The 20,216-nt window shown below is 69.7% G+C and carries 18 protein-coding genes and 1 tRNA gene; 7 read left to right on the top strand and 12 right to left on the bottom strand.

Annotation, left to right across the window (positions count from 1 at the left end; all coding sequences use genetic code 11):
• Positions 1–36: 36 nt before the first annotated feature.
• Positions 37–1,035 carry a type I glyceraldehyde-3-phosphate dehydrogenase gene (gap, locus tag ACWGDB_RS11200; protein WP_453822169.1) on the bottom strand — a complete coding sequence of 333 codons (999 nt, stop codon included), beginning with the start codon at positions 1,033–1,035 and terminating at the stop codon, positions 37–39.
• A gap of 127 nt (positions 1,036–1,162) precedes the next feature.
• A complete protein-coding gene (locus ACWGDB_RS11195; RefSeq protein WP_453822168.1) occupies positions 1,163–2,119 on the bottom strand; it encodes a GlxA family transcriptional regulator in 957 nt (318 codons plus the stop codon).
• A 155-nt stretch (positions 2,120–2,274) separates the two neighbouring features.
• On the opposite strand from ACWGDB_RS11195, the gene ACWGDB_RS11190 reads away from it, so the two are divergent.
• Positions 2,275–2,616, top strand: coding sequence for a hypothetical protein (locus tag ACWGDB_RS11190; RefSeq protein ID WP_453822167.1), 342 nt, complete (start codon positions 2,275–2,277; stop codon positions 2,614–2,616).
• A gap of 45 nt (positions 2,617–2,661) precedes the next feature.
• Here ACWGDB_RS11190 and ACWGDB_RS11185 read toward each other — a convergent pair.
• Positions 2,662–2,733: transfer RNA gene (locus tag ACWGDB_RS11185), tRNA-Val, on the bottom strand.
• Between the two features lie 225 nt (positions 2,734–2,958).
• Between ACWGDB_RS11185 and ACWGDB_RS11180 the strand changes: the two genes are divergently transcribed.
• From ACWGDB_RS11180 to ACWGDB_RS11170, 3 genes are all read left to right on the top strand, one after another.
• Positions 2,959–3,732: a DUF4097 family beta strand repeat-containing protein gene (locus ACWGDB_RS11180; protein WP_453822166.1), complete on the top strand. Its 774-nt coding sequence runs from the start codon at positions 2,959–2,961 to the stop codon at positions 3,730–3,732.
• 182 nt (positions 3,733–3,914) lie between these two features.
• Positions 3,915–5,282: a hypothetical protein gene (locus tag ACWGDB_RS11175; protein WP_453822165.1), complete on the top strand. Its 1,368-nt coding sequence runs from the start codon at positions 3,915–3,917 to the stop codon at positions 5,280–5,282.
• 18 nt (positions 5,283–5,300) lie between these two features.
• Positions 5,301–5,522 (top strand): FmdB family zinc ribbon protein, encoded by a 222-nt coding sequence (locus ACWGDB_RS11170; protein ID WP_383595806.1) that lies wholly within the window; start codon positions 5,301–5,303, stop codon positions 5,520–5,522.
• Between the two features lie 61 nt (positions 5,523–5,583).
• Here ACWGDB_RS11170 and ACWGDB_RS11165 read toward each other — a convergent pair whose 3' ends face one another.
• From ACWGDB_RS11165 to ACWGDB_RS11155, 3 genes are read right to left on the bottom strand one after another with little or no spacing between them, the layout of a single operon-like run.
• Positions 5,584–6,399, bottom strand: a complete 816-nt coding sequence (locus tag ACWGDB_RS11165; RefSeq protein WP_453822164.1) for an HAD family hydrolase — start codon at positions 6,397–6,399, stop codon at positions 5,584–5,586.
• Positions 6,399–9,083: a phosphoribosyltransferase gene (locus tag ACWGDB_RS11160; RefSeq protein WP_453822163.1), complete on the bottom strand. Its 2,685-nt coding sequence runs from the start codon at positions 9,081–9,083 to the stop codon at positions 6,399–6,401. The genes ACWGDB_RS11165 and ACWGDB_RS11160 overlap by 1 nt, the downstream gene beginning before the upstream one ends.
• 53 nt (positions 9,084–9,136) lie before the next feature.
• Positions 9,137–10,306: an HpcH/HpaI aldolase/citrate lyase family protein gene (locus ACWGDB_RS11155; protein ID WP_453822162.1), complete on the bottom strand. Its 1,170-nt coding sequence runs from the start codon at positions 10,304–10,306 to the stop codon at positions 9,137–9,139.
• A 187-nt stretch (positions 10,307–10,493) separates the two neighbouring features.
• On the opposite strand from ACWGDB_RS11155, the gene ACWGDB_RS11150 reads away from it, so the two are divergent.
• Positions 10,494–11,306, top strand: coding sequence for a TerD family protein (locus tag ACWGDB_RS11150; RefSeq protein ID WP_453822161.1), 813 nt, complete (start codon positions 10,494–10,496; stop codon positions 11,304–11,306).
• A gap of 58 nt (positions 11,307–11,364) precedes the next feature.
• Here ACWGDB_RS11150 and ACWGDB_RS11145 read toward each other — a convergent pair whose 3' ends face one another.
• From ACWGDB_RS11145 to ACWGDB_RS11120, 6 genes are all read right to left on the bottom strand, one after another.
• Positions 11,365–12,102, bottom strand: a complete 738-nt coding sequence (locus tag ACWGDB_RS11145; RefSeq protein WP_453822160.1) for a TerD family protein — start codon at positions 12,100–12,102, stop codon at positions 11,365–11,367.
• A gap of 102 nt (positions 12,103–12,204) precedes the next feature.
• Complete coding sequence (locus ACWGDB_RS11140; RefSeq protein ID WP_453822159.1) at positions 12,205–13,353, bottom strand: DUF475 domain-containing protein; 1,149 nt, start codon at positions 13,351–13,353, stop codon at positions 12,205–12,207.
• 122 nt (positions 13,354–13,475) lie between these two features.
• Positions 13,476–14,051: a TerD family protein gene (locus tag ACWGDB_RS11135; RefSeq protein WP_406203393.1), complete on the bottom strand. Its 576-nt coding sequence runs from the start codon at positions 14,049–14,051 to the stop codon at positions 13,476–13,478.
• Between the two features lie 121 nt (positions 14,052–14,172).
• Positions 14,173–14,748, bottom strand: coding sequence for a calcium homeostasis/redox stress adaptation protein (locus ACWGDB_RS11130; RefSeq protein WP_328881959.1), 576 nt, complete (start codon positions 14,746–14,748; stop codon positions 14,173–14,175).
• 148 nt (positions 14,749–14,896) lie between these two features.
• On the bottom strand, positions 14,897–15,355 hold the full coding sequence (locus ACWGDB_RS11125) for a peroxiredoxin (RefSeq protein ID WP_328428044.1): 459 nt from the start codon (positions 15,353–15,355) through the stop codon (positions 14,897–14,899).
• Between the two features lie 156 nt (positions 15,356–15,511).
• Positions 15,512–15,949: a DUF3052 domain-containing protein gene (locus ACWGDB_RS11120; protein ID WP_328428043.1), complete on the bottom strand. Its 438-nt coding sequence runs from the start codon at positions 15,947–15,949 to the stop codon at positions 15,512–15,514.
• Positions 15,950–16,303: 354 nt separating this feature from the next.
• Between ACWGDB_RS11120 and aceE the strand changes: the two genes are divergently transcribed.
• Both aceE and ACWGDB_RS11110 read left to right on the top strand, forming a co-directional pair.
• The gene (gene aceE, locus ACWGDB_RS11115) at positions 16,304–19,051 is read left to right on the top strand and encodes a pyruvate dehydrogenase (acetyl-transferring), homodimeric type (protein WP_383624287.1); all 2,748 of its coding nucleotides are present in this window, start codon (positions 16,304–16,306) and stop codon (positions 19,049–19,051) included.
• 83 nt (positions 19,052–19,134) lie between these two features.
• Positions 19,135–19,896 carry a potassium channel family protein gene (locus ACWGDB_RS11110; protein ID WP_383595779.1) on the top strand — a complete coding sequence of 254 codons (762 nt, stop codon included), beginning with the start codon at positions 19,135–19,137 and terminating at the stop codon, positions 19,894–19,896.
• The last annotated feature ends 320 nt before the right edge of the window (positions 19,897–20,216 follow it).

Below are 20,216 nucleotides of genomic sequence, written 5' to 3'. Positions count from 1 at the left end.
GGGCCGGCCGGAGCGCTCAGAAGAAGTGCCGGCCGGTCAGCCGGTGGCGAGGAACTCGAGCGTGTCGATCACGCGGTTAGAGAAGCCCCACTCGTTGTCGTACCACGCGACCACCTTGACGTGGCGGCCGTCGACGCGGGTGAGGGCCGAGTCGAAGATCGACGAAGCGGGGTTGCCCACGATGTCGGAGGAGACGAGCGGGTCCTCCGAGTACTCCAGAACACCGGCGAGCGGCCCCTGAGCCGCGGCGCGGTACGCCGCCAGCACGTCCTCGCGCGTCACGTCGCGGGCGACGGTCGTGTTGAGTTCGACGATCGAGCCCACCGGCACCGGTACGCGGATCGAGTCGCCCGACAGCTTGCCGTCGAGGTTCGGCAGCACCAGGCCGATCGCCTTGGCGGCGCCGGTCGTGGTCGGCACGATGTTGACGCCGGCGGCCCGGGCGCGACGGGCGTCGCGGTGCGGACCGTCCTGCAGGTTCTGCTCCTGCGTGTAGGCGTGCACCGTCGTCATGAATCCGTGCTCGATGCCGGCGAGTTCGTCGAGCACCTTGGCCAGCGGCGCGAGCGCGTTGGTGGTGCAGGAGGCGTTCGAGACGATCGTGTGCAGGTCCGGGTCGTAGGCGTCGGTGTTGACCCCGAACGCGAGCGTGACGTCGGCGCCGTCCGACGGCGCGCTGACGAGTACCTTCTTCGCGCCCGCGTCGAGGTGGCCCCGGGCGGCCTTGGCCGAGGTGAAGCGGCCGGTGGCTTCCAGGACGATGTCGACGCCGAGTTCGGCCCACGGCAGCTGCGCCGGTTCGCGCTCGGCCAGCACCGTGATCCGACGGCCGTCGACGACGAGGGCGTCCCCGTCGACGGTCACCGGGCGCCCGAGCCGGCCGGCCGTGCTGTCGTAGGCGAGCAGCCGGGCGAGCGTGGCGGGCTCCGTCAGGTCGTTGACGGCGACGATCTCGAGGGCGCTGTCGCGCTCCAGGAGGGCGCGCAGCACGTTGCGTCCGATGCGGCCGAATCCGTTGATGGCGATGCGAGTCATGAGTGATGTCCCTTTCCTTCGCCACCAGGGTCGCCCGCGGCTCGCGCCGCTGACAGTGGCGGGATCGCCATGGTTCAAAAGGATCCCGCCACACCCTGCCGTCCCCCGCCACGCGGCACCGGGCGGGTCACTCGCCCCGGGTGAAGGTGCGCCGGTACTCACTCGGTGTGGTGCCGAGAATGCTCTGGAAGTGGAGCCGCAGATTCGCACCCGTGCCCAGCCCGACGTCGGCGGCGATCTGTTCGACGCTGCGCTGCGAGCGCTCGAGCAGTTCGCGGGCGAGATCGATGCGGGCGCGCATCACCCATTGCATCGGCGTGTAGCCGGTCTCCTCGACGAAGCGCCGGGAGAACGTGCGCGGCGAGACCTCGGCCTGCCGCGCGAGGGTGTCGAGGGTGAGGGGCTCACCGAGCCGGTGCAGCGCCCACTCGCGGGTGGCGGCGAACCGCTCGCCGAGCGGCTCGGGGACACTGCGCGGCACGTACTGGGCCTGACCGCCGCTGCGGTAGGGGGCGGCGACCAGACGCCGGGCCGCGTGGTTGGAGGCGGCCACGCCGAGGTCGCCGCGCAGGATGTGCAGGCACAGGTCGATGCCGGAGGCGGCGCCGGCCGAGGTGAGCACGCTGCCCTCGTCGACGAACAGCACGTTCTCGTCGACCTGGACGAGGGGATGCCTGGACACGAGGGCCCGCGTGTAGTGCCAGTGCGTCGTGGCCCGCCTGCCGTCGAGCAGGCCCGTGGCGGCGAGCGCGAAGGCGCCCGTCGAGATCGCGGCGAGCCGCGCGCCCCGGTCGTGGGCGGCGATCAGCGCGTCGACGACGGCCTGCGGCGGGTCGTCACGGTCCGGGAACCGGTAGCCGGGGACGAAGACGATGTCGGCCCACGCAAGCGCGTCGAGGCCGTGGTCGACGTAGTACGCGAGGCCGTCGCCGCCGGCCACCAGACCGGGTGTCGCCCCGCATACCCGCACCTCGTACGGCATGCTCGCGCGGGTCGTGAACACCTGCGCGGGAATTCCGACATCGAGCGGCTTCGCACCCTCGAGCACAAGGACGGCGACGCGACGCAGGGGGGAGGCTGGCACAGGAAGAGGTTACGTGGGGCGTGACTTCGCCCCGCCCGCTGCGTGGACCGGGCAACCGGCGCCGAGTGGCCAACTGACGTGCTCCGGCACACCCGTTCGCATGAACCCCCCAAAGACGCTCGCAACCCAAAATCGAACAGGCGTAGCATTGGGCCGTGGCTACGCCCTATGACTTTCCGAGTGACCTTCTCGCCGGTCAGGAGGAGCTGCATCAGGTCCGGGCCGAGCTGTCGGCCCTCCTGAAGCGGCTTCCCTGGTCGGTCACACCCCTGGACGGCTTCAGCGACGACAACGGCTGGCGCAAGGTCGAGCGCCCCGCCTCCCCCGGCTGGACCCAGGACGAGCAGGCCGAGGTGGAGAAACTCCGGCAGCGCGAGCACGAACTCGCGGTCTTCGTCAGCGGCCACCGCTTCTGGTCGGAAATCGCCGGGGCGGAGCGGGTGGACGCCCGCACCAAGCTGAAGCACGCCCACGCGCCGTCGGGCGACGAGCACTGAAACGCAGAGGACCCCGACCAAGAAGGCCGGGGTCCTCCACTGCTGTGGGCGCGGACGGTTTCGAACCGCCGACATCCTGCTTGTAAGGCAGGCGCTCTACCCCTGAGCTACGCACCCGAGAATGAGTCGACAGCCTACCTTGCCAGGGCCCATGCCCCGCAAACCCGTATCGCGGACGCCCGGGAGGACCGGGGAGGCCCTGGGGTTATCCCCACCACGGATCCGGGAGTGGCCCGGATCCCCCGGCGGGTCCCGGATCCGTACGGTCGAAGCATCGCCGCAACCCTGGGCCGTAAAGGTCGGCCGCAGGGAAGTCCTGAGGAAGTCCAGGGGGAGATCGTCATGGCCCGTACCGTTCCCGTCCGTGCTGTCATGGTTGCCGGGGCCGTCGTGGTGCTGCTGGGCGGGGTCACCGCCTGTGGGGCCTCCGCCGGGGACGACAAGGACCCTGAGCGGCGGTCCTTCGCGTTGGAGGGGCGGACGCTGACCGTCGACTCCGACGACTCCGCGCTGGAGATCGTCGCCGCCGACGAGAACAAGGCCGGCGTCGTGGAGGTGACCCGGTGGTTCCAGGGGTCGGTCGCGATCGGGTCGGATCCGAAGGTGACGTGGGCGATGGAGGACGACCGGCTGGTCCTGCGGGAGAAGTGCTCGGGCATGATCGCGAACTGCTCGACCAAGCACCGTATCGAGGTGCCGCGCGGCGTCAAGGTGAAGGTCGAGGACGGGGACGGAAGCGTGCGGGCGCGGGGGTTCCGGGACGCTTTGAGCATCCGTACGGGGGACGGGTCCGTGCGGGTCACCGACTCCAGTGGGCCGCTGGACCTGAGGACGGGCGACGGTTCGGTGCGTGTTTCCGACGTGTCCTCGCGGCAGGTCAAGGCGCAGACCTCGGACGGCTCGGTCCGGCTCGAACTCGGCACCGTGCCGGACCTGGTGGAGACCCGCAGCGGCGACGGTTCGGTGACGATCGAGCTGCCCCGGGCCACGTACCGCGTGTCCACCGAGACCGGTGACGGCTCGGTCGATGTGTCCGTGCCCCGGGACAACACCAGCTCCCACGTCGTCTCCGCCCGCACCGGTGATGGAAAAGTCACTGTCCGAACCGCGAACTAACCGGCCCGTGTGTTCGTCCTAAACCGGTGGGAGAATGACACCGGGCAGGGTGAATGACAGCACGGGAGAGGGATGTGACGGCGACACCTCCGCAGCCGAACTCGCCGTCAGTGCCGGGCGCGCAGGGTCATCCCGCGCGGCAGGCCCCGTTTCCCGTCCGTCAGGTCGCTCACGTCCCTGACATGGATCGCGTCTCGCGCGGTGCGGTCCGTATCGCCCGGGGCGCCCGTCTCGCCGTCCGCGACACCCTCGCCCTGGTGGCGCTCCCCCTCGTGGCCGCCCTCGTCCTGCCCGCCGCGTTCGCCGGCGGCGGTACGCGGCGGTGGTTCGGCGGGCGGGCCGAGAGTCAGCGGGCCGAGGCGCAGGCCGCGAAGGATGCCGCGGCGGCGGCGTTCTACGAGCTGGACACCGCCCAGCGGGATCTGCGGATCTCGATCGAGACGATCACGGCGGTGGACGCCTCGCCGGCCGCCCGCCGGGCGATCACCGACTTCGAGGCGCTCGGGCGGCGTATCGACGAGGTCAGTCACCAGTACATCCAGGCCGTCGACGCCCATGATCTCGACCGTGACGACCTGGAGGCGTCGGCCGCATCCCATGCCCGTACGGAGCTGACGAAGGCCAAGGACGAGCTCGACAACGCCAAGCGCGAGCTGGACCGGTTCACGGACGGGCTCGGGCCGCTGCTCGGCAAGGCCGAGACACAGCTGGCCCGCCTCGCCCCGGCCGTCGAGCGTGCCCGGCAGGGCCTGCTGTCCGCGTCGAACGCCTTGGATGCCGTACGGGGGCCGGGGCTCAGGGCGGACGACCTCGCGGCCCGGCTCGCCGCCCTCGCGCCGGAGCTCACCAAGCTGAACCAGGGAGCCGGGCAGCATGGCGTCCCGCAGACGCTGGAGCGGGCCGAGCGGGTCGCGCGGGAGGCGGAAGCGGTCCGGGTGGAGGCCGAGCGGCTGCCGGAGAAGGCCGCCGAGATCGATCACCGGCTGGTGTCGCTGCGGACGCGCGCGCAGGCGCTGACCACGCGTGCCGGGCAGGTGGAGCCGGTGCTGAGCGAGCTGCGGCGGCGGTTCACGGTGGCCTGCTGGCAGGACCTGCAGAGCGTCCCGGACCGGGCCGGGGAGAACGTACGGCAGGCCGAGCTGAAGCTGAAGGAGGCGCAGTCCGCGCGCGACGAGCAGCGCTGGCCGGACGCCACCGCGCTGCTGTCGACGGTGCGTGCGCTGCTGAACGGCACCGACGAGTCGGTGTCCGCCGCCGGTGACCGGCTGCGGCAGCTGAACGCCGTGCAGAAGGATCCGCAGCAGGAGATCGACCGGACCCGTTTCGCGATCCGGGACGCCCAGCGGCTGGCCATGGCGGGGCGGAACACGCCGGATCCGCGGCACGCGCGCCCGCTGGACGACTCCGTCGCGCGGCTGGAGCGGGCCATCGGCACACTGGAGGGCCGCCACCCGGACTACTGGCACTTCCTGACCGAGACCGAGGCGGTACGGCAGACGGTGGCCGGGGTCGTCGCCCAGATCCGCGAGGAGCGCGGGGCCGGACACTGACGGGGCTAACCTGTGCGCATGCCTCGCTATGAGTACCGCTGCCGCAGCTGCGGCGACACGTTCGAACTGAGCCGTCCGATGGCGGAGTCCTCCGACCCGGCCGCGTGCCCTGCGGGGCATGAGGACACGGTGAAGCTGCTGTCGACGGTCGCGGTGGGCGGCACGGCCTCGGCTCCCGCCCCCGCGCCGAAGCCTGCCGGCGGCGGGGGCGGGTGCTGTGGTGGAGGGTGTTGCGGCTAGGTCGTGCGTGCGTTGTCGTCTGCGGGTGAGTGGGGGCTGGTCGCGCAGTTCCCCGCGCCCCTCAGGGCGCTGTCGTCCCGGTCGCTTTCAAGAACTCCCTCAGGATCCGCTCCCCCGCCAGCACCCCCCGCTCCGGCAGCGCGCTGATCGCCGGGGCGGTGAAGTCGGTGTCGGCCAGCTCGCCGTGCCCCGGGCGCCAGCCCCGGTCGGCGGCGAGCAGCAGGTCGGCGTCCAGCAGGGAGTCACCGGCCGCCAGCGTCAGTTCCGCACCGGTGCGGCGGGCGACCTCGTGCATGGCGGCGCTCTTGGTGAGGGGCTTCGGGACGGCGTAGAGCTTGCGGCCCTGCAAGGACACCGTCCAGCCCCGGTTCTCCGCCCACACCGCTAGCTCCTTCACCCACTCCTCGGGCAGCAGCTCGCGCTCGACGACGAGGTAGGCGAAGAGGTCCTCGGCGATCCGGTGCTTGCGCACCCACGCCGGGGACGCCGTCGCCATCAGGTGGTCCTGCACCTCCGCGAGCGGCGCGCACTGCTCGGCCAGCCGGGCCAGGACCTGTGCGTTCCAGTCGGGGTCGGAGACGCCGTCGACGAGCAGGTGGCCGCCGTTGGCGCAGATCGCGTACGTGGGCTCGGGGCCCGGCAGGTTGATGCGCTGGTACTGCTTGCGGGTCCGGGTCGTCGTCGGTACGAAGACCGCCGCGTCGCCGAGGTCGGTCAGCAGCTGGGCCGCGGTCTCGGTCATGTACGACAGCGGCTTGCTCTCGTGCACCTCCACGCACAGCAGCCTGGGCGCCCGCGGGTCCGGCATGGTCAGCGCGAGGGCCGCGGCGGAGTAGATGAGCGTACGGTCGAGGTCGCTCGCCACCAGTACCGGCATCAGACGTTCACCGCCTTGCCGTCGGCACCCGTCGCGCCCCGCGTGTACTTGGGGTGGATCAACCCCACGCAGGTGTACGGCAGTTCGGTGACCTCTTCCACCGGGACCCCTCTCTGTTCGGCCAGCAGACGTACGTGGTCCAGGTCGGCTCCGGCGCCGGCCCGGGCCAGGATCTTCCAGGGCACCCGGCGCAGCAGCACGCGGGTGGTCTCGCCGACGCCGGGCTTGACCAGGTTCACGTCGTGGATGCCGTGCTCCTCGCTGATGCGCTCGACGGCGTCCCAGCCCTCCCAGGTCGGCTCGCGGTCGCCGGACAGCAGCTCCTTGGCCGTCGCCTCGACCGCGTCCACGACCTCCGGGAAACGCGCGGCCACGGCGTCCAGGAAGGCGACGGAGACGTCGGCTCCGGCGAGTTCGCGGTAGAACTTCGCGCCGTGGTAGTCGTTCGGGCCGACCAGGTCCGCGCGCAGGACCGTACGCGAAATCAAGCCGGACACCGTGGAGTTGAGGCACGCGGACGGGATGAGGAAGTCCTCGCGGGTGCCGTACGTTCGCACGCACGAGCCCGGGTCGGCCAGTACGGCGATCTCGGGGTCGAAGCCGGTGACGCCGTCGGACTTCTCGAACTCTTCCAGGGCCACGGCGAGTTCGCGGGTGATGGCGCCCTTGCCGGTCCAGCCGTCGACGAAGACGACATCACGCGGGTCGTGGTGCTGTGCCAGCCACCGCAGGGCGTTGGCGTCGATGCCCCGGCCGCGCACGATCGACACGGCGTAGTGCGGGAGTTCGAGGCCGTGCCGGAACTGGGCCCAGCGGCGCATGAGTACGCCCACGGGGGTGCCGGCGCGGGCGAGCGAGACGAGCACGGGGCGCGGCGACCGCTCGGCGAGCACGAGCTCGGTGACGGCGCCCACGGCCTGCGCCAGTCGCGCCGCCGACTCCTCCAGCGCCGCGTGGAACAGTGCCTGGTACTGCTCGCTCGGCTGGTACTCCACCGGCAGCGACTCGGCGTAGTGCGCGCCGCCGCTCTGGATCGCCTCCTCGCGTTCCTCGGTCGGCGCCTCCAGCGTCACGTCCGAGAGGTCCTGGAGCAGCCAGCCGACCTCCTGAGGGGCGTACGAGGAGAAGGCGGGGCCGCGCAGGGGCTCGGGCAGCATGGTGGATGTGTCTCCAGGAGAAACGGCGAGGTGCGGCGGCTCGGGGACGTACGACGGCACGACCGCGAGCAGGACGTGCGGGGTGTGGGCGGCGAGTTGCGCCAACAGGCCGTCGCCCGCGTGCAGTTCGGGGGTGTCGGCGGCCGAGTCGAGGACGGCTATGACGGCGTCGAAGCCGGCGCCCGCGATGTTGTAGGCGTAGCGCTCACCGGGGCCGTCGGCGGGGTCGTCGTGGGCCGGGAAGACGAGGCGGGTGCGTATCGCGTAGCCGGGGTCGTCGACGGCGAGGACGGGTGAGCGGGTGGTGGTCGAGTAGCGGACCTCCGCGTCGGCGACCTGCTCCAGCTCGCGGGCGAGCCTGAGCGGGGTGTACATCAGCTCCTCGAAACCGAGGACCAGGACGCTCCGCGCGTCAGCCGGGAGCGCTTCCGCCAGGCCGGCGGCCATGGCGGGGAGGGCGCGTTCGAGGCGGGTGCGGTGCTGCGGGGTGAAGCCGTGGCGACCACCGTCGGGGAGACCGCGGGGCCAGCGGAGTTCGACGCGGGTGGCGTGGGGGGCGGTGCGGTCGTCACCCGGGTGCGGGCCGGTGGGGGCTGATCGCGCAGTTCCCCGCGCCCCCAGGGGCGTGATCCGGCCGTCGCGTCCAAGGCTCGCGGCATCTGCCTCGCCCTCCGGCCCAGACGACACACGACCCGCCGTCGCCTCCCCGGACGCGGTGCCGGCATCGCCGCTGTCCGGGGGCGCGGGGAACTGCGCGACCAGCCCCGACGGTGCCGCGGACGACACAGGACCCGGCGCGGCACTCTCGGCCTCGTACCGCGCCACCAACGCCTGCCCCTTCTCCAGCACCCCCTCAGGCAGCTGTACGGTCCCCGAAGCGGCCGCCACCAGGTCGACCCGCGCACCTATCTCCCGCGCGAACTCCTCCAGCCGCCCCGCGTCCGCAGGCGACCGCATGTCGACCAGCGCCACCACGACGTACCGCCGCCGCGGATACCGCGAATGAAGATCCCGAACGGTGTTCAGCACCGTGTTCCCCGTGGAGAACTCGTCGTCGACCAGAACCAGCGGCCCGTCGCCGGCCAGCAGCGCCGGGTCCTCCGGCAGCAGCAAGTGGGACGTGGCGTGCGAGTGGGACTCCTCGAAGCCGCCCGCACGGGCCACCCCGGCGACCGGGCGGCGCGTGGAGTGCAGATACGGGGCGAGCCCCACACCGTCGGCGACGGAGTGGCCGAGCCCGGTCGCCGTCTCCGCGTAGCCGAGGACGACCGCCCTGGCGGCCTCCTCGGGGCCCAGCAGGTCCCGAACCCGGAGGCCGAGGGCGAAGCCGGCGCCGTACACCACGGAGGGCGACTGCGGTACGTGCTTGCCGAGCACGTTGGAGACGAGCAGATGTGCCCGCTTGGGGTTGCGGCGCAGGGCGAGCCCCAGCATCTGCGTGAGCCCGTCGTCGCCCACGAGCTGGACTCCGAGCCGCTCGGCGACCCAGCTCCCGGACCAGACCCCGTCGTTCACTGCGTTGTTCATGCGTCCCTTGGTCAGAAGTCGTACGGCCGGTGGATTGCGGTCGTTCGGCCTGGTCAGGCCGGGATTCCGGCGGCGAGCAGTTCCACGAAGCCGATGTCCTCGTTGGCCACACCGAACACCTCGGCCCGCAGCATGGTCCGCTCGGCCCACGCTCGGTGCGGCTTCACCTCGTTCATCTTGTTCGTGTACTGCGACCTCAGTACACCCCCGCCGCAGCGCTCGGGCTTCAGGATGTCCTTGGCGTCGCTGAACTCCTCGTGACTGACCACGGACAGTGCGTGCACGGGAAGTACGTGGGAGGGGTGGATGCAGGTCTTGCCGAGCAGTCCGTTGGCGTGGTCGAGCGTGATCTCGCGCAGCAGGCCGTCCATGGAGTGCTCGATGAGGGCCTCGCGCAGTTCCTCGGCCTGTCCTTCCAGGAAGGGGCTGCGGCGCAGCTGCGGCTTGAACATACGTTCCTGCACGCGGAAGTACTCCCACACCGGGCCGGTCACCGTGAACCCGGTGCCGTCGGCCCGCCCCAGCATGTTCACCACGTCGGCGATCACGGAGGCGACGATCTGGACGTCGTACGCGGTCATGTCCGGGGCCCGGCGCAGCCCGTACGAGGAGCAGAAGTCGGTGACGCCCAGGCGCAGGGCCAGCACCCGATCCCGGTACTTGTCGACGGAGCGGAAGATGCCCTCCAGGGTCTCCACGCGTGACTCGCGGTAGAGCAGGGTGGGCGATTCCAGCACCGGCATGGCGAACAGCCGGCGCCCGCTCTCGGCCTCGGCGAGGGCGAGGGCCTCCAGGAAGGGCATGCCGCGCTCTTCGGTGAACTTCGGCAGTACGAATCCGGACAGCAGTCCTACGGAGGGACCGAGCCGGCGTACGAGATCGGGGATCTGCTCGGGCGTACGGACCCGGATGAAGAGCAGCGGCAGGTCCGCGGCACCCTCGCGCCCGGCGAGGTCGGTGAACTGGCGGACCAGGTTCTCCTCGCCCTCCTCCACGTCCTCGTCGTTGATGGAGTCCTCCAGGCACAGCACCATCGAGACCACGCCGCGCCCGGCCTGCTTGACGATGTCGTCGGCGAGCTGCGGCCGGGTGGCCGGACTGTAGAGCGTGGCGCCCAGGGCCGCGGAGAGCAGCCTGGCCGGGGAGTCGGCGGAGAACTCGCACGGCTCCCGGTGGAAGAGGCGCTGCCGCACCTCCGGGGCGATGTGCCCGAAATGACGCATAGAGCTCCCCCGTGGTGACTCTGTGGCCCCTGTGACCGGTTCACAGGTGGCCGGTAATAGTACGTAGATACCCATGTCAGGGGTTCCCGACGGGCATGAATTTCTGGTAACGCGGACAAACACGGGCGCGCACGGCCTGTGCACCCCCGCGTTGTCGTGACCAGGACGGAGAGGGCAGGATGACCGCATGACGCACGCGATGTTGAAGGGGTCGAACGTCCCGCTCGAAGCCACGACGGTACGCGCCGTGCTGCGCTGGACGCCCGGGCAGGGGGTCCCGGATGTCGATGCCTCGGCACTTCTCCTCGGCCCCGACGGTCGCGTCCGCTCCGACGAGGACTTCGTCTTCTACAACCAGCCCCGGCACCCCTCCGGGCAGGTCTGGCGACTCGGCAAGAAGCGGGGCGCCGAGGGCCTCACCGACACGATCCAGACAGATCTGTCCGGTGTCGAGCCGAGCGTCGGCCAGATTCTGCTGGTCGCTTCGGCGGACGGCGTCGCCTTCGACCGCGTACGGGACCTGCGCATCCTGCTGTACGACGCGGCGGCCACCGACGGTGATCCGCTGGCGTACTTCGACATCAAGCCGGAGACGGGCGAGGAGACGGCCCTGATCTGCGGCGAGCTGTACCGCCGCGGCGAGGGCTGGAAGTTCCGCGCCCTGGGCGAGGGCTACTCGGACGGCCTCAGGGGCCTGGCCACGGACTTCGGCATCTCGGTGGACGAGTCGGAGATGTCCGAGGAGCCCGCGTCGGCCCCCGCGCCGGAGATCTCCCAGCCCCTGCCCCCGGAGCAGCCGACGACGACGGTCCCGCCCCAGCCGTCGTACGGCTACCCCCAGCAGCCCCCGCCGACCCAGCCGGCGTACGGCTACCCCCAGCCGACCAGCCAGCCGGCGATGGCCCAGTCGGGTTACGGCTACCCGCCTCCGGTGACGGCGGTGGCCCCGGCCGCGGATTTCCGCCTGCCACCGCAGGGCCCGCAGTTCATCGGGCGGTGACGGGAGTGCCCCGTCAGGGGCACCGCCACATCGCACAAGGGCCCGAGCCGGGGGCCGGCTACTTCTCCGCCTTCGTCTTGTATCCCCGCCCCCACTGCAACCCCCACCCGAACAACCGATCCAGCTCTGCCTGGAAGCCGTAGACGAACTTGACCTCCCGGCGGACCCAGATCTCCCCCTTCACGTTCTCGATCATCACCACCGCACAGGACCGGGCCTGCGGGTGCCGCTCGTCGAGGCCTATCTCGATCCGGGGACCGTTGCTCGGATACAGGGTGACGATCGCGTGCGTACGGTCGAAGGCCGGCGTCTGGTCGTAGATGTACACGAAGACCAGCAGCCGCTTGATGTTCTCCCGGTGGTCGAGGTTGACGTAGATCGTCTCGCCGGACGCCGAACCGAACCGGTCGTCGCCGCTGAGCTTCACGTACGGCGGCGCGTTGACGTCGCCGAGGAACCCGCCCAGCGGCTGGACGACGCCCTTCGTCCCGTCGGTGAGTTCGTACAGCGCCCCGAGGTCGAGGTCGACGTTGACCATGCTCTGGCTGTGCCCGAGCACCTCCGGCGGCTTGAGTGCCTTGAAGGGGTGCCGCAGCAGACTCTCCCGCTGCGACCCGCCGATGTCGGACGTGCGCATGCGCCACGTCAGGTTGACGCGCAGATGCCCCGTGGCGGCGCCCTGCTTGGTGAGCGAGACGCGGTCGTGCCGCTTCGTCAGCTCGATCGAGTTCGACGACGCGCTGCCCGAGTCGAACTCGGCCGCCCGCCCCCGCCAGAGTCCGTCCAAGAAGCCCATTCCGCCCCCACGTCCCGCTAAGCCCCGCGTTCATCTGGAAAACCGACGGGGCGGCCGGACGTCCGGCCGCCCCGTCGAGAGCGTTCCTCACCCGCAGGGGTGTCACACCCCGGACGAGACCTCAGTCTTCTTGTCCGATCCCTCGGCTTTTCCCTCCGCAGCCGCCAGCGCGCGGTTGCGGCGGACGGAGGACCAGAAGGAGGCACCGATCAGGACCACACCGATCAGGCCGGTGATGATCTCGTTGATCTCGTACTGGATGGTGACCAGCAGGATCATGGCGAGCGCGCCGATGGCGTAGTGCGCGCCGTGCTCCAGGTAGACGTAGTCGTCGAGGGTGCCCTGGCGGACCAGGTACACGGTCAGCGACCGGACGTACATCGCGCCGATACCGAGGCCCAGGGCCATCAGGACGATGTCGTTGGTGATGGCGAAGGCGCCGATCACGCCGTCGAAGGAGAAGGACGCGTCCAGGACCTCGAGGTAGAGGAACATGAAGAAGGCGGCCTTGCCCGCCATGGCGACGGCGGACCGTGGCTTGCCCGAGCGCTCGGCCTCTTCCTCGGCCTCGTGCTCGCGTTCCTCCTCCTCTTCGAGCTTGTCCTCGAAGAAGCCGGAGAGACCGCCCACGATCATGTAGGTGATCAGGCCGCCGATGCCGGAGAGCAGGACCGTCTCCGCCTTGTCCACGTGCGCGCCGCCGTGCTGGTGGGCGTTGGCCGCGAAGGTCAGCGAGGAGATCAGCAGGACGATCAGCGCGATGCAGACCGACAGCATGTCGACCTTGCCGAGCTTGGCCAGCGGACGCTCCAGCCAGCCGAGCCACTTGATGTCCCGGTCCTCGAAGATGAAGTCGAGGAAGATCATCAGCAGGAACATGCCACCGAACGCGGCGATCGCCGGGTGTGCGTCGGTGACGAGCTCCTGGTAGCGGTCCTTGTCGCTGAGCGCGAGGTCGACAGCCTCGATCGGGCCCAGCGAGGCACTGATCGCGACGATGACGACGGGGAAGACCAGCCGCATACCGAAGACGGCGATCAGGATGCCGATGGTGAGGAAGATCTTCTGCCAGAAGGCATTCATCTTCTTCAGAATTCCGGCGTTGACCACCGCGTTGTCGAACGACAGCGAGATCTCCAGCACGGAGAGGATCGCCACGACGCCGAAGGCGGTCCACCCCCCGAAGAGGACCGCTGCAACGAGGCCGAGCGCGGTGACCGCGAACGACCAGCCGAAGGTTTTCAGAACCACTGGCTACCCAATCCCTGTGTGTACGGGTCCGACCCGCGCACTCGGCTTTACGAAACTTTGAACCGAAGTCTAGTCGGCCACCCTTCGTACCCCACCGGGGCCCGGCTTTTGCTCATATCGCGTTAGGAGACGCTGACCCCGAAGTCGAGTGCGATGCCCCGGAGTCCCGACGCGTACCCCTGTCCCACCGCTCGGAACTTCCACTCCCCCTGGTAGCGATAGACCTCGCCGAAGATCATCGCGGTCTCGGTGGAGGCGTCCTCGCTCAGGTCGTAGCGGGCGAGTTCCTGGCCGTCGGCCTGATTCACGACGCGAATGAAGGCATTGCTGACCTGGCCGAAGGTCTGGCCGCGCTCGTCGGCCATATGGATCGAGACAGGAAAGACGATCTTGTCGCATTGGGCCGGCACCTTGGAGAGGTCGATCAGGAGCGACTCGTCGTCGCCGTCACCCTCGCCGGTGAGGTTGTCCCCGGTGTGTTCCACCGAGCCGTCCGGGCTCTTGAGCTGGTTGTAGAAGACGAACCACTCATCGCCCAGCACTCGTCCGCTGCTGCACACCAGTGCGCTGGCGTCGAGGTCGAAGGGGGCTCCGGTGGTGGAGCGCGCGTCCCAGCCGAGCCCGATCATCACCTGGGTGAGATTGGGTGCGGCCTTGGACAGGGAGACGTTTCCTCCCTTGGCGAGCGTGACGCCCATGATGCTGGTCCTCCCCGCGTGATGCTTGTTTGGTTGTCCTGCGCATCCGGCGCCGCACCCAAACGGGAGCGGCGCCGGACTCAGCCAGTGGTGTCCTGAACGGTCACCTCCGATGTCGAACTCAGACGTTCACACCGAAGTCCTGCGCGATACCGCGCAGACCCGACGCGTAGCCCTGACCGATGGCGCGGAACTTCCACTCCGCACCGTGCCGGTACAGCTCGCCGAAGACCATCGCGGTCTCGGTGGACGCGTCCTCCGAGAGGTCGTAGCGCGCGATCTCGGCGCCGCCGGCCTGGTTGACGACGCGGATGAACGCGTTGCGCACCTGACCGAAGGACTGCTGACGGTTCTCGGCGTCGTAGATCGACACCGGGAAGACGATCTTCTCGACGTCCGCCGGGACGCCGGCGAGGTTGATCTTGATCTGCTCGTCGTCGCCCTCGCCCTCACCGGTGAGGTTGTCGCCGGTGTGCTCGACCGAGCCGTCGGCGCTCTTGAGGTTGTTGAAGAACACGAAGTTCGCGTCGCTGGCGACCTTGCCCTCCGCGTTCGTCAGCAGCGCGCTGGCGTCGAGATCGAAGTCGGTGCCGGTCGTGGTGCGGATGTCCCACCCCAGACCGACGATGACCGCAGTGAGGCCCGGGGCCTCCTTGCTCAGTGATACGTTGCCGCCCTTGCTGAGGCTGACTCCCACGAGTCCTCCATTGGTTTCCAGGGGCGGGGAGCCCCGCCGTGCGTGTGATATCGGATCAACGAGTCGATCCTAGTAACGGGTTCCCGTGGCTTGCATGCCTTGGTACCGAAGAATCCCGGGTGTCGGTCACCAGAGGGACCGGACGGGATCAGAGGGTGTCGAGCGCCTTGACGTACTCGCTCAGGTCGCGCGCGTCCGGCAGGGCGTTGACGACGGTCCAGCGGACCACGCCCTCCTTGTCGATGACGAAGGTGCCGCGCACCGCGCAGCCCTTGTCCTCGGCGAAGACGCCGTAGGCACGGCTGACCTCTCCGTGCGGCCAGAAGTCGCTGAGCAGCGGGTACTCCAGGCCCTCCTGCTCGGCGAAGACGCGCAGGGTGTGGATGGAGTCGTTGGAGACGGCGAGGACCTGCGTGTCGCGGTCGGCGAACTGCGGCAGGTTGTCGCGCACCTCGCACAGCTCGCCGGTGCACACGCCGGTGAAGGCGAAGGGGTAGAAGAGCAGGACGACGTTCTTGGAACCGCGGAAGTCGGAGAGCTTCACGGTCGCGCCGTGGTTGTCCTTGAGCTCGAAGTCGGGGGCCTTGTCGCCGACCTGGATCGCCATCGTCGTGAATGTCCCTTCGGTGAGGCTGTTCGGGTGGCATCCACCCTACGCAGCGATCTCCGGGGCACACGCATGAGCCGGGCTGGACTTTGCAGTCCAGCCCGGCAAGGTGGGCCCGTACGGCGATCGTCTCAGCCGTGGGTCACTTCGATTCGGCTACTTCTTGGACTTCGCGGCCTTGGGCGTCACCAGCCGGCTGCCACTCCAGTCCTTGCCGACGCTGACGCTCTTGGACGCCGACAGACCCGCTGTGGTCGACGCTTCAGAGATGTCGCTGGGCTCCACGTAGCCGTCACGGCCGGTCTTGGGCGTGAGGAGCAGGATCGAGCCGCCTTCTTCGATGTACGTGGTGGCGTCCACCAGCGCATCCGTCAGGTCGCCGTCCTCGTCGCGGAACCACAGCACCACGGCATCGGCGACGTCGTCGTAGTCCTCGTCCACGAGTTCGCTGCCGACGACTTCCTCAATGGACTCGCGGAGTTCCTGGTCTACGTCCTCGTCGTAGCCGATCTCCTGGACCACCTGCTCGGGCTGGAACCCCAGCCTGACGGCAGGGTTCGTCCGCTCCTCCGCGTGGTCCGCGGTCGCGCTCACGGGTTGCCTCCTGATCATGTCTTGGGAATAACTCAGCCACGCGCGTGCGCGAAGCATTGGCCGTAGTCCACACGGGCGGGGCGGATCGCGCAAGTACCCGGCCGTTCAGACCGCCGAAACGGTGACGTTCCTGAACGTGTCACCGCAACTCCAGGCACGCCACCATCGTCTCAAGGTGACGCGCACCACACCAATCTGCCCCCTTTGTGCGTTTGGGAACCATCCATGGTCACTCCGCCGTTCACCAGGCCCCGGGTTACCTCACAGTAGAGATGACGTTTGGCGCCCCGAGGTACACGATGGGGAGCGGTGCAGACCCTGAGAAACACGGCCCTCTGACAGGTAAGGAACAGCGTGGCTTCCGGATCAGATCGCAACCCGATCATCATTGGCGGCCTTCCGAGTCAGGTTCCTGACTTCGATCCCGAGGAAACCCAGGAGTGGCTCGACTCCCTCGACGCCGCCGTGGACGAGCGCGGCCGGGAGCGGGCCCGCTATCTGATGCTGCGGCTGATCGAGCGGGCCCGCGAGAAGCGCGTGGCCGTGCCCGAGATGCGCAGCACGGACTACGTCAACACGATCGCCACCAAGGACGAGCCGTTCTTCCCGGGCAACGAGGAGATCGAGCGCAAGATCCTCAACGCGACCAGGTGGAACGCCGCGGTCATGGTGTCCAGGGCCCAGCGCCCCGGCATCGGCGTCGGCGGTCACATCGCCACGTTCGCCTCCTCGGCCTCCCTCTACGACGTGGGCTTCAACCACTTCTTCCGCGGCAAGGACGAGGGCGACGGCGGCGACCAGGTCTTCTTCCAGGGCCACGCCTCCCCGGGGATCTACGCGCGCGCGTTCCTGCTGGACCGCCTCAGCGAGCAGAACCTCGACGCCTTCCGGCAGGAGAAGTCGAAAGCGCGCCACGGCCTGTCCAGCTACCCGCACCCGCGGTCGATGCCGGACTTCTGGGAGTTCCCGACCGTGTCCATGGGCCTCGGCCCGATCGGCGCGATCTACCAGGCGCGGATGAACCGCTACATGGAGGCGCGCGGCATCGCGGACACCTCCAAGTCGCAGGTGTGGGCGTTCCTGGGCGACGGCGAGATGGACGAGCCGGAGTCGCTGGGCCAGCTGTCCATCGCCGCGCGCGAGGGCCTGGACAACCTCACCTTCGTGGTGAACTGCAACCTGCAGCGCCTCGACGGGCCGGTGCGGGGCAACGGCAAGGTCATCCAGGAGCTGGAGTCGATCTTCCGAGGCGCCGGCTGGAACGTCATCAAGCTGATCTGGGACCGCACCTGGGACCCGCTGCTCGCACAGGACCGCGACGGCCTCCTGGTCAACCGGATGAACACCACCCCGGACGGACAGTTCCAGACGTACGCCACCGAGACCGGCGCCTACATCCGCGACCACTTCTTCGGCGACGACCAGCGGCTGCGCACGATGGTCGAGGGCATGACCGACGACCAGATCCTGCACCTCGGCCGCGGCGGTCACGACCACAAGAAGATCTTCGCGGCGTTCTCGGCGGCCAAGGCGCACAAGGGCCAGCCCACGGTGATCCTGGCCAAGACGATCAAGGGCTGGACGCTCGGTCCCAACTTCGAGGGCCGCAACGCCACGCACCAGATGAAGAAGCTGACGGTCGACGACCTCAAGCGCTTCCGCGACCGGCTGCACCTGCCGATCGCGGACAAGGACCTGGAGAGCGGGCTCCCGCCGTACTACCACCCGGGGCGGGACTCCGAGGAGATCCAGTACATGCACGACCGCCGCAAGGGGCTCGGCGGGTACGTCCCGACGCGTGTCGTGCGGTCGAAGCCGCTGGCCCTGCCGGACGACAAGACGTACGCGACCGTGAAGAAGGGCTCGGGCCATCAGTCGATCGCGACGACCATGGCCTTTGTCCGTCTCCTCAAGGACCTCATGCGGGACAAGGAGCTCGGCAAGCGGTTCGTGCTGATCGCGCCGGACGAGTACCGCACGTTCGGCATGGACTCGTTCTTCCCGAGCGCGAAGATCTACAACCCGCTCGGCCAGCAGTACGAGGCGGTCGACCGCGATCTGCTGCTCGCCTACAAGGAGTCGCCGCAGGGCCAGATGCTGCACGACGGCATCTCCGAGGCGGGCTGCACGGCCTCGCTGATCGCGGCGGGTTCGGCGTACGCCACGCACGGCGAGCCGCTGATCCCGGTGTACGTCTTCTACTCGATGTTCGGATTCCAGCGCACCGGCGACCAGTTCTGGCAGATGGCCGACCAGCTGGCGCGCGGGTTCGTGCTGGGTGCGACCGCCGGCCGTACGACCCTGACCGGTGAGGGTCTGCAGCACGCCGACGGCCACTCGCAGCTGCTCGCCTCGACGAACCCGGGCTGTGTCGCGTACGACCCGGCGTACTCGTACGAGATCGCGCACATCGTGCAGGACGGGCTGCGCCGGATGTACGGCGGGGACGCCGAGCACCCGCACGGCGAGGACGTCTTCTACTACCTGACCGTCTACAACGAGCCGATCCAGCACCCGGCCGAGCCGGAGAACGTGGACGTCGAGGGCATCCTCAAGGGCGTCCACCGCATCAGCGAGGGCCCTTCGGGGTCGATCCCGGCGCAGATCATGGCGTCCGGTGTGGCGGTCCCCTGGGCGGTCGAGGCGCAGAAGCTGCTGGCCGAGGAGTGGAACGTCAAGGCCGACGTGTGGTCGGCGACCTCCTGGAACGAGCTGCGCCGCGAGGCCGTGGAGTGCGAGGAGCACAACCTGCTGCACCCGGAGGAGGAGCAGCGGGTGCCGTGGGTGACGCGGAAACTGAGCGGCGCCGAGGGGCCTTTCGTGGCCGTTTCCGACTGGATGCGGGCGGTGCCGGACCAGATCGCGCGGTGGGTGCCGGGGACGTACCAGTCGCTGGGTGCGGACGGGTTCGGCTTCGCGGACACCCGCGGTGCGGCGCGGCGCTTCTTCCACATCGACGCGCAGTCGATCGTGGTGGGGGTGCTCACCGAGCTGGCCAAGGAGGGGAAGGTAGACCGGTCGGTGCTGAAGCAGGCGATCGACCGTTACCAGCTGCTCGATGTGTCGGCGGCGGACCCGGGGGCCGCGGGCGGCGACGCGTAGCGTCCGTCAACAGCTCGATGGGGTGGTGTGCCCGTGGGTGACCTGCGGGCACACCACCCCTTCACATTTCCTACGATGCGGCCATGAAGCGACCGCTCGCGCAAGTCCGTTGGGAACGGTTCACCCAGCGACCCCTTTTCGCCCTCGCCCTGGCCTTTGCCGTGGCCTATGCCGTGCCGATCGTCTCGCCCGACGCGGGGCGGGACGTGGTGGACGTGTGCCTCGCGGTGGAGTGGGTGGTGTGGGGCGCGTTCGCGGTGGACTACGTGGTCCGGCTCGGACTCGCGGAGCGGCGCGGGGAGTTCGTGCGGTCGCACTGGCTCGATCTGTGCGCGGTGCTGCTGCCGCTGATACAGCCGCTTCGGCTGCTGCGGCTCGTGTCGACGCTGCTGTTGGTGGGGCAGCGGGCGCGGATGGCTTCGCAGATACGGCTGACCACGTATGTCGCCGGGGCGGTGGTCGGGCTGCTGATGTTCGGGTCGCTGGCGGTGCTGTCCGTGGAGCGGGACTCGCCGGACGGGAACATCAAGACGCTGGGTGACGCCGTGTGGTGGTCGTTTACCACCATGACGACGGTCGGGTACGGGGACCATGCGCCGACCACCGGGGTGGGGCGGATGCTCGCGGTGGGGCTGATGCTGTCCGGGATCGCCCTGCTGGGTGTCGTGACCGCGAACATCGCCGCGTGGTTCATAGCGCGGTTCGAGAAGGACGACGTGGAGGAGCGGCGGCAGACGGAGGCGATACGGATGCTGACGGAGGAGGTTCGGGCGTTGCGGGCGGAGGTCGCTTCTCTGTCGGGGGCGACCGTGCCGGGGCAGGTTGCGGAGGAGCAGCCTCGTTGACTGGGGGCCGGGGTTGGGGCTCGCCCGCGGCGGCGGTAGCGAGGCGGTCGGCTCCGGTTGCTGGGGAGCAGCCCCGTTCGGCCCGCGGCCCGGCGTTGAGGCTCACGCCGGGTCGGTACTCGCCCGCGTCGGCGGGGTGCCGCTGCGCCCACCCGTGTCGCCCCAGCGGCACGACTGCCCGCAGTTGGGCTGGCGAAGCGGATCCGGCACGGATACCCGCAGCTAGGGAGGGCCCGGCGCACGCGACTGCGTTGACGCAGGCGGGCGCGGCCGCATCCGCAGCAGGTCGCGCAGCCACACCGGCATGCCGGTTGCCCGCA

Source organism: Streptomyces sp. NPDC055013 (genome assembly GCF_053608645.1).
Note: the sequence above shows the minus strand (reverse complement) of the source record. Positions and strands in the feature narration are given on the sequence as shown.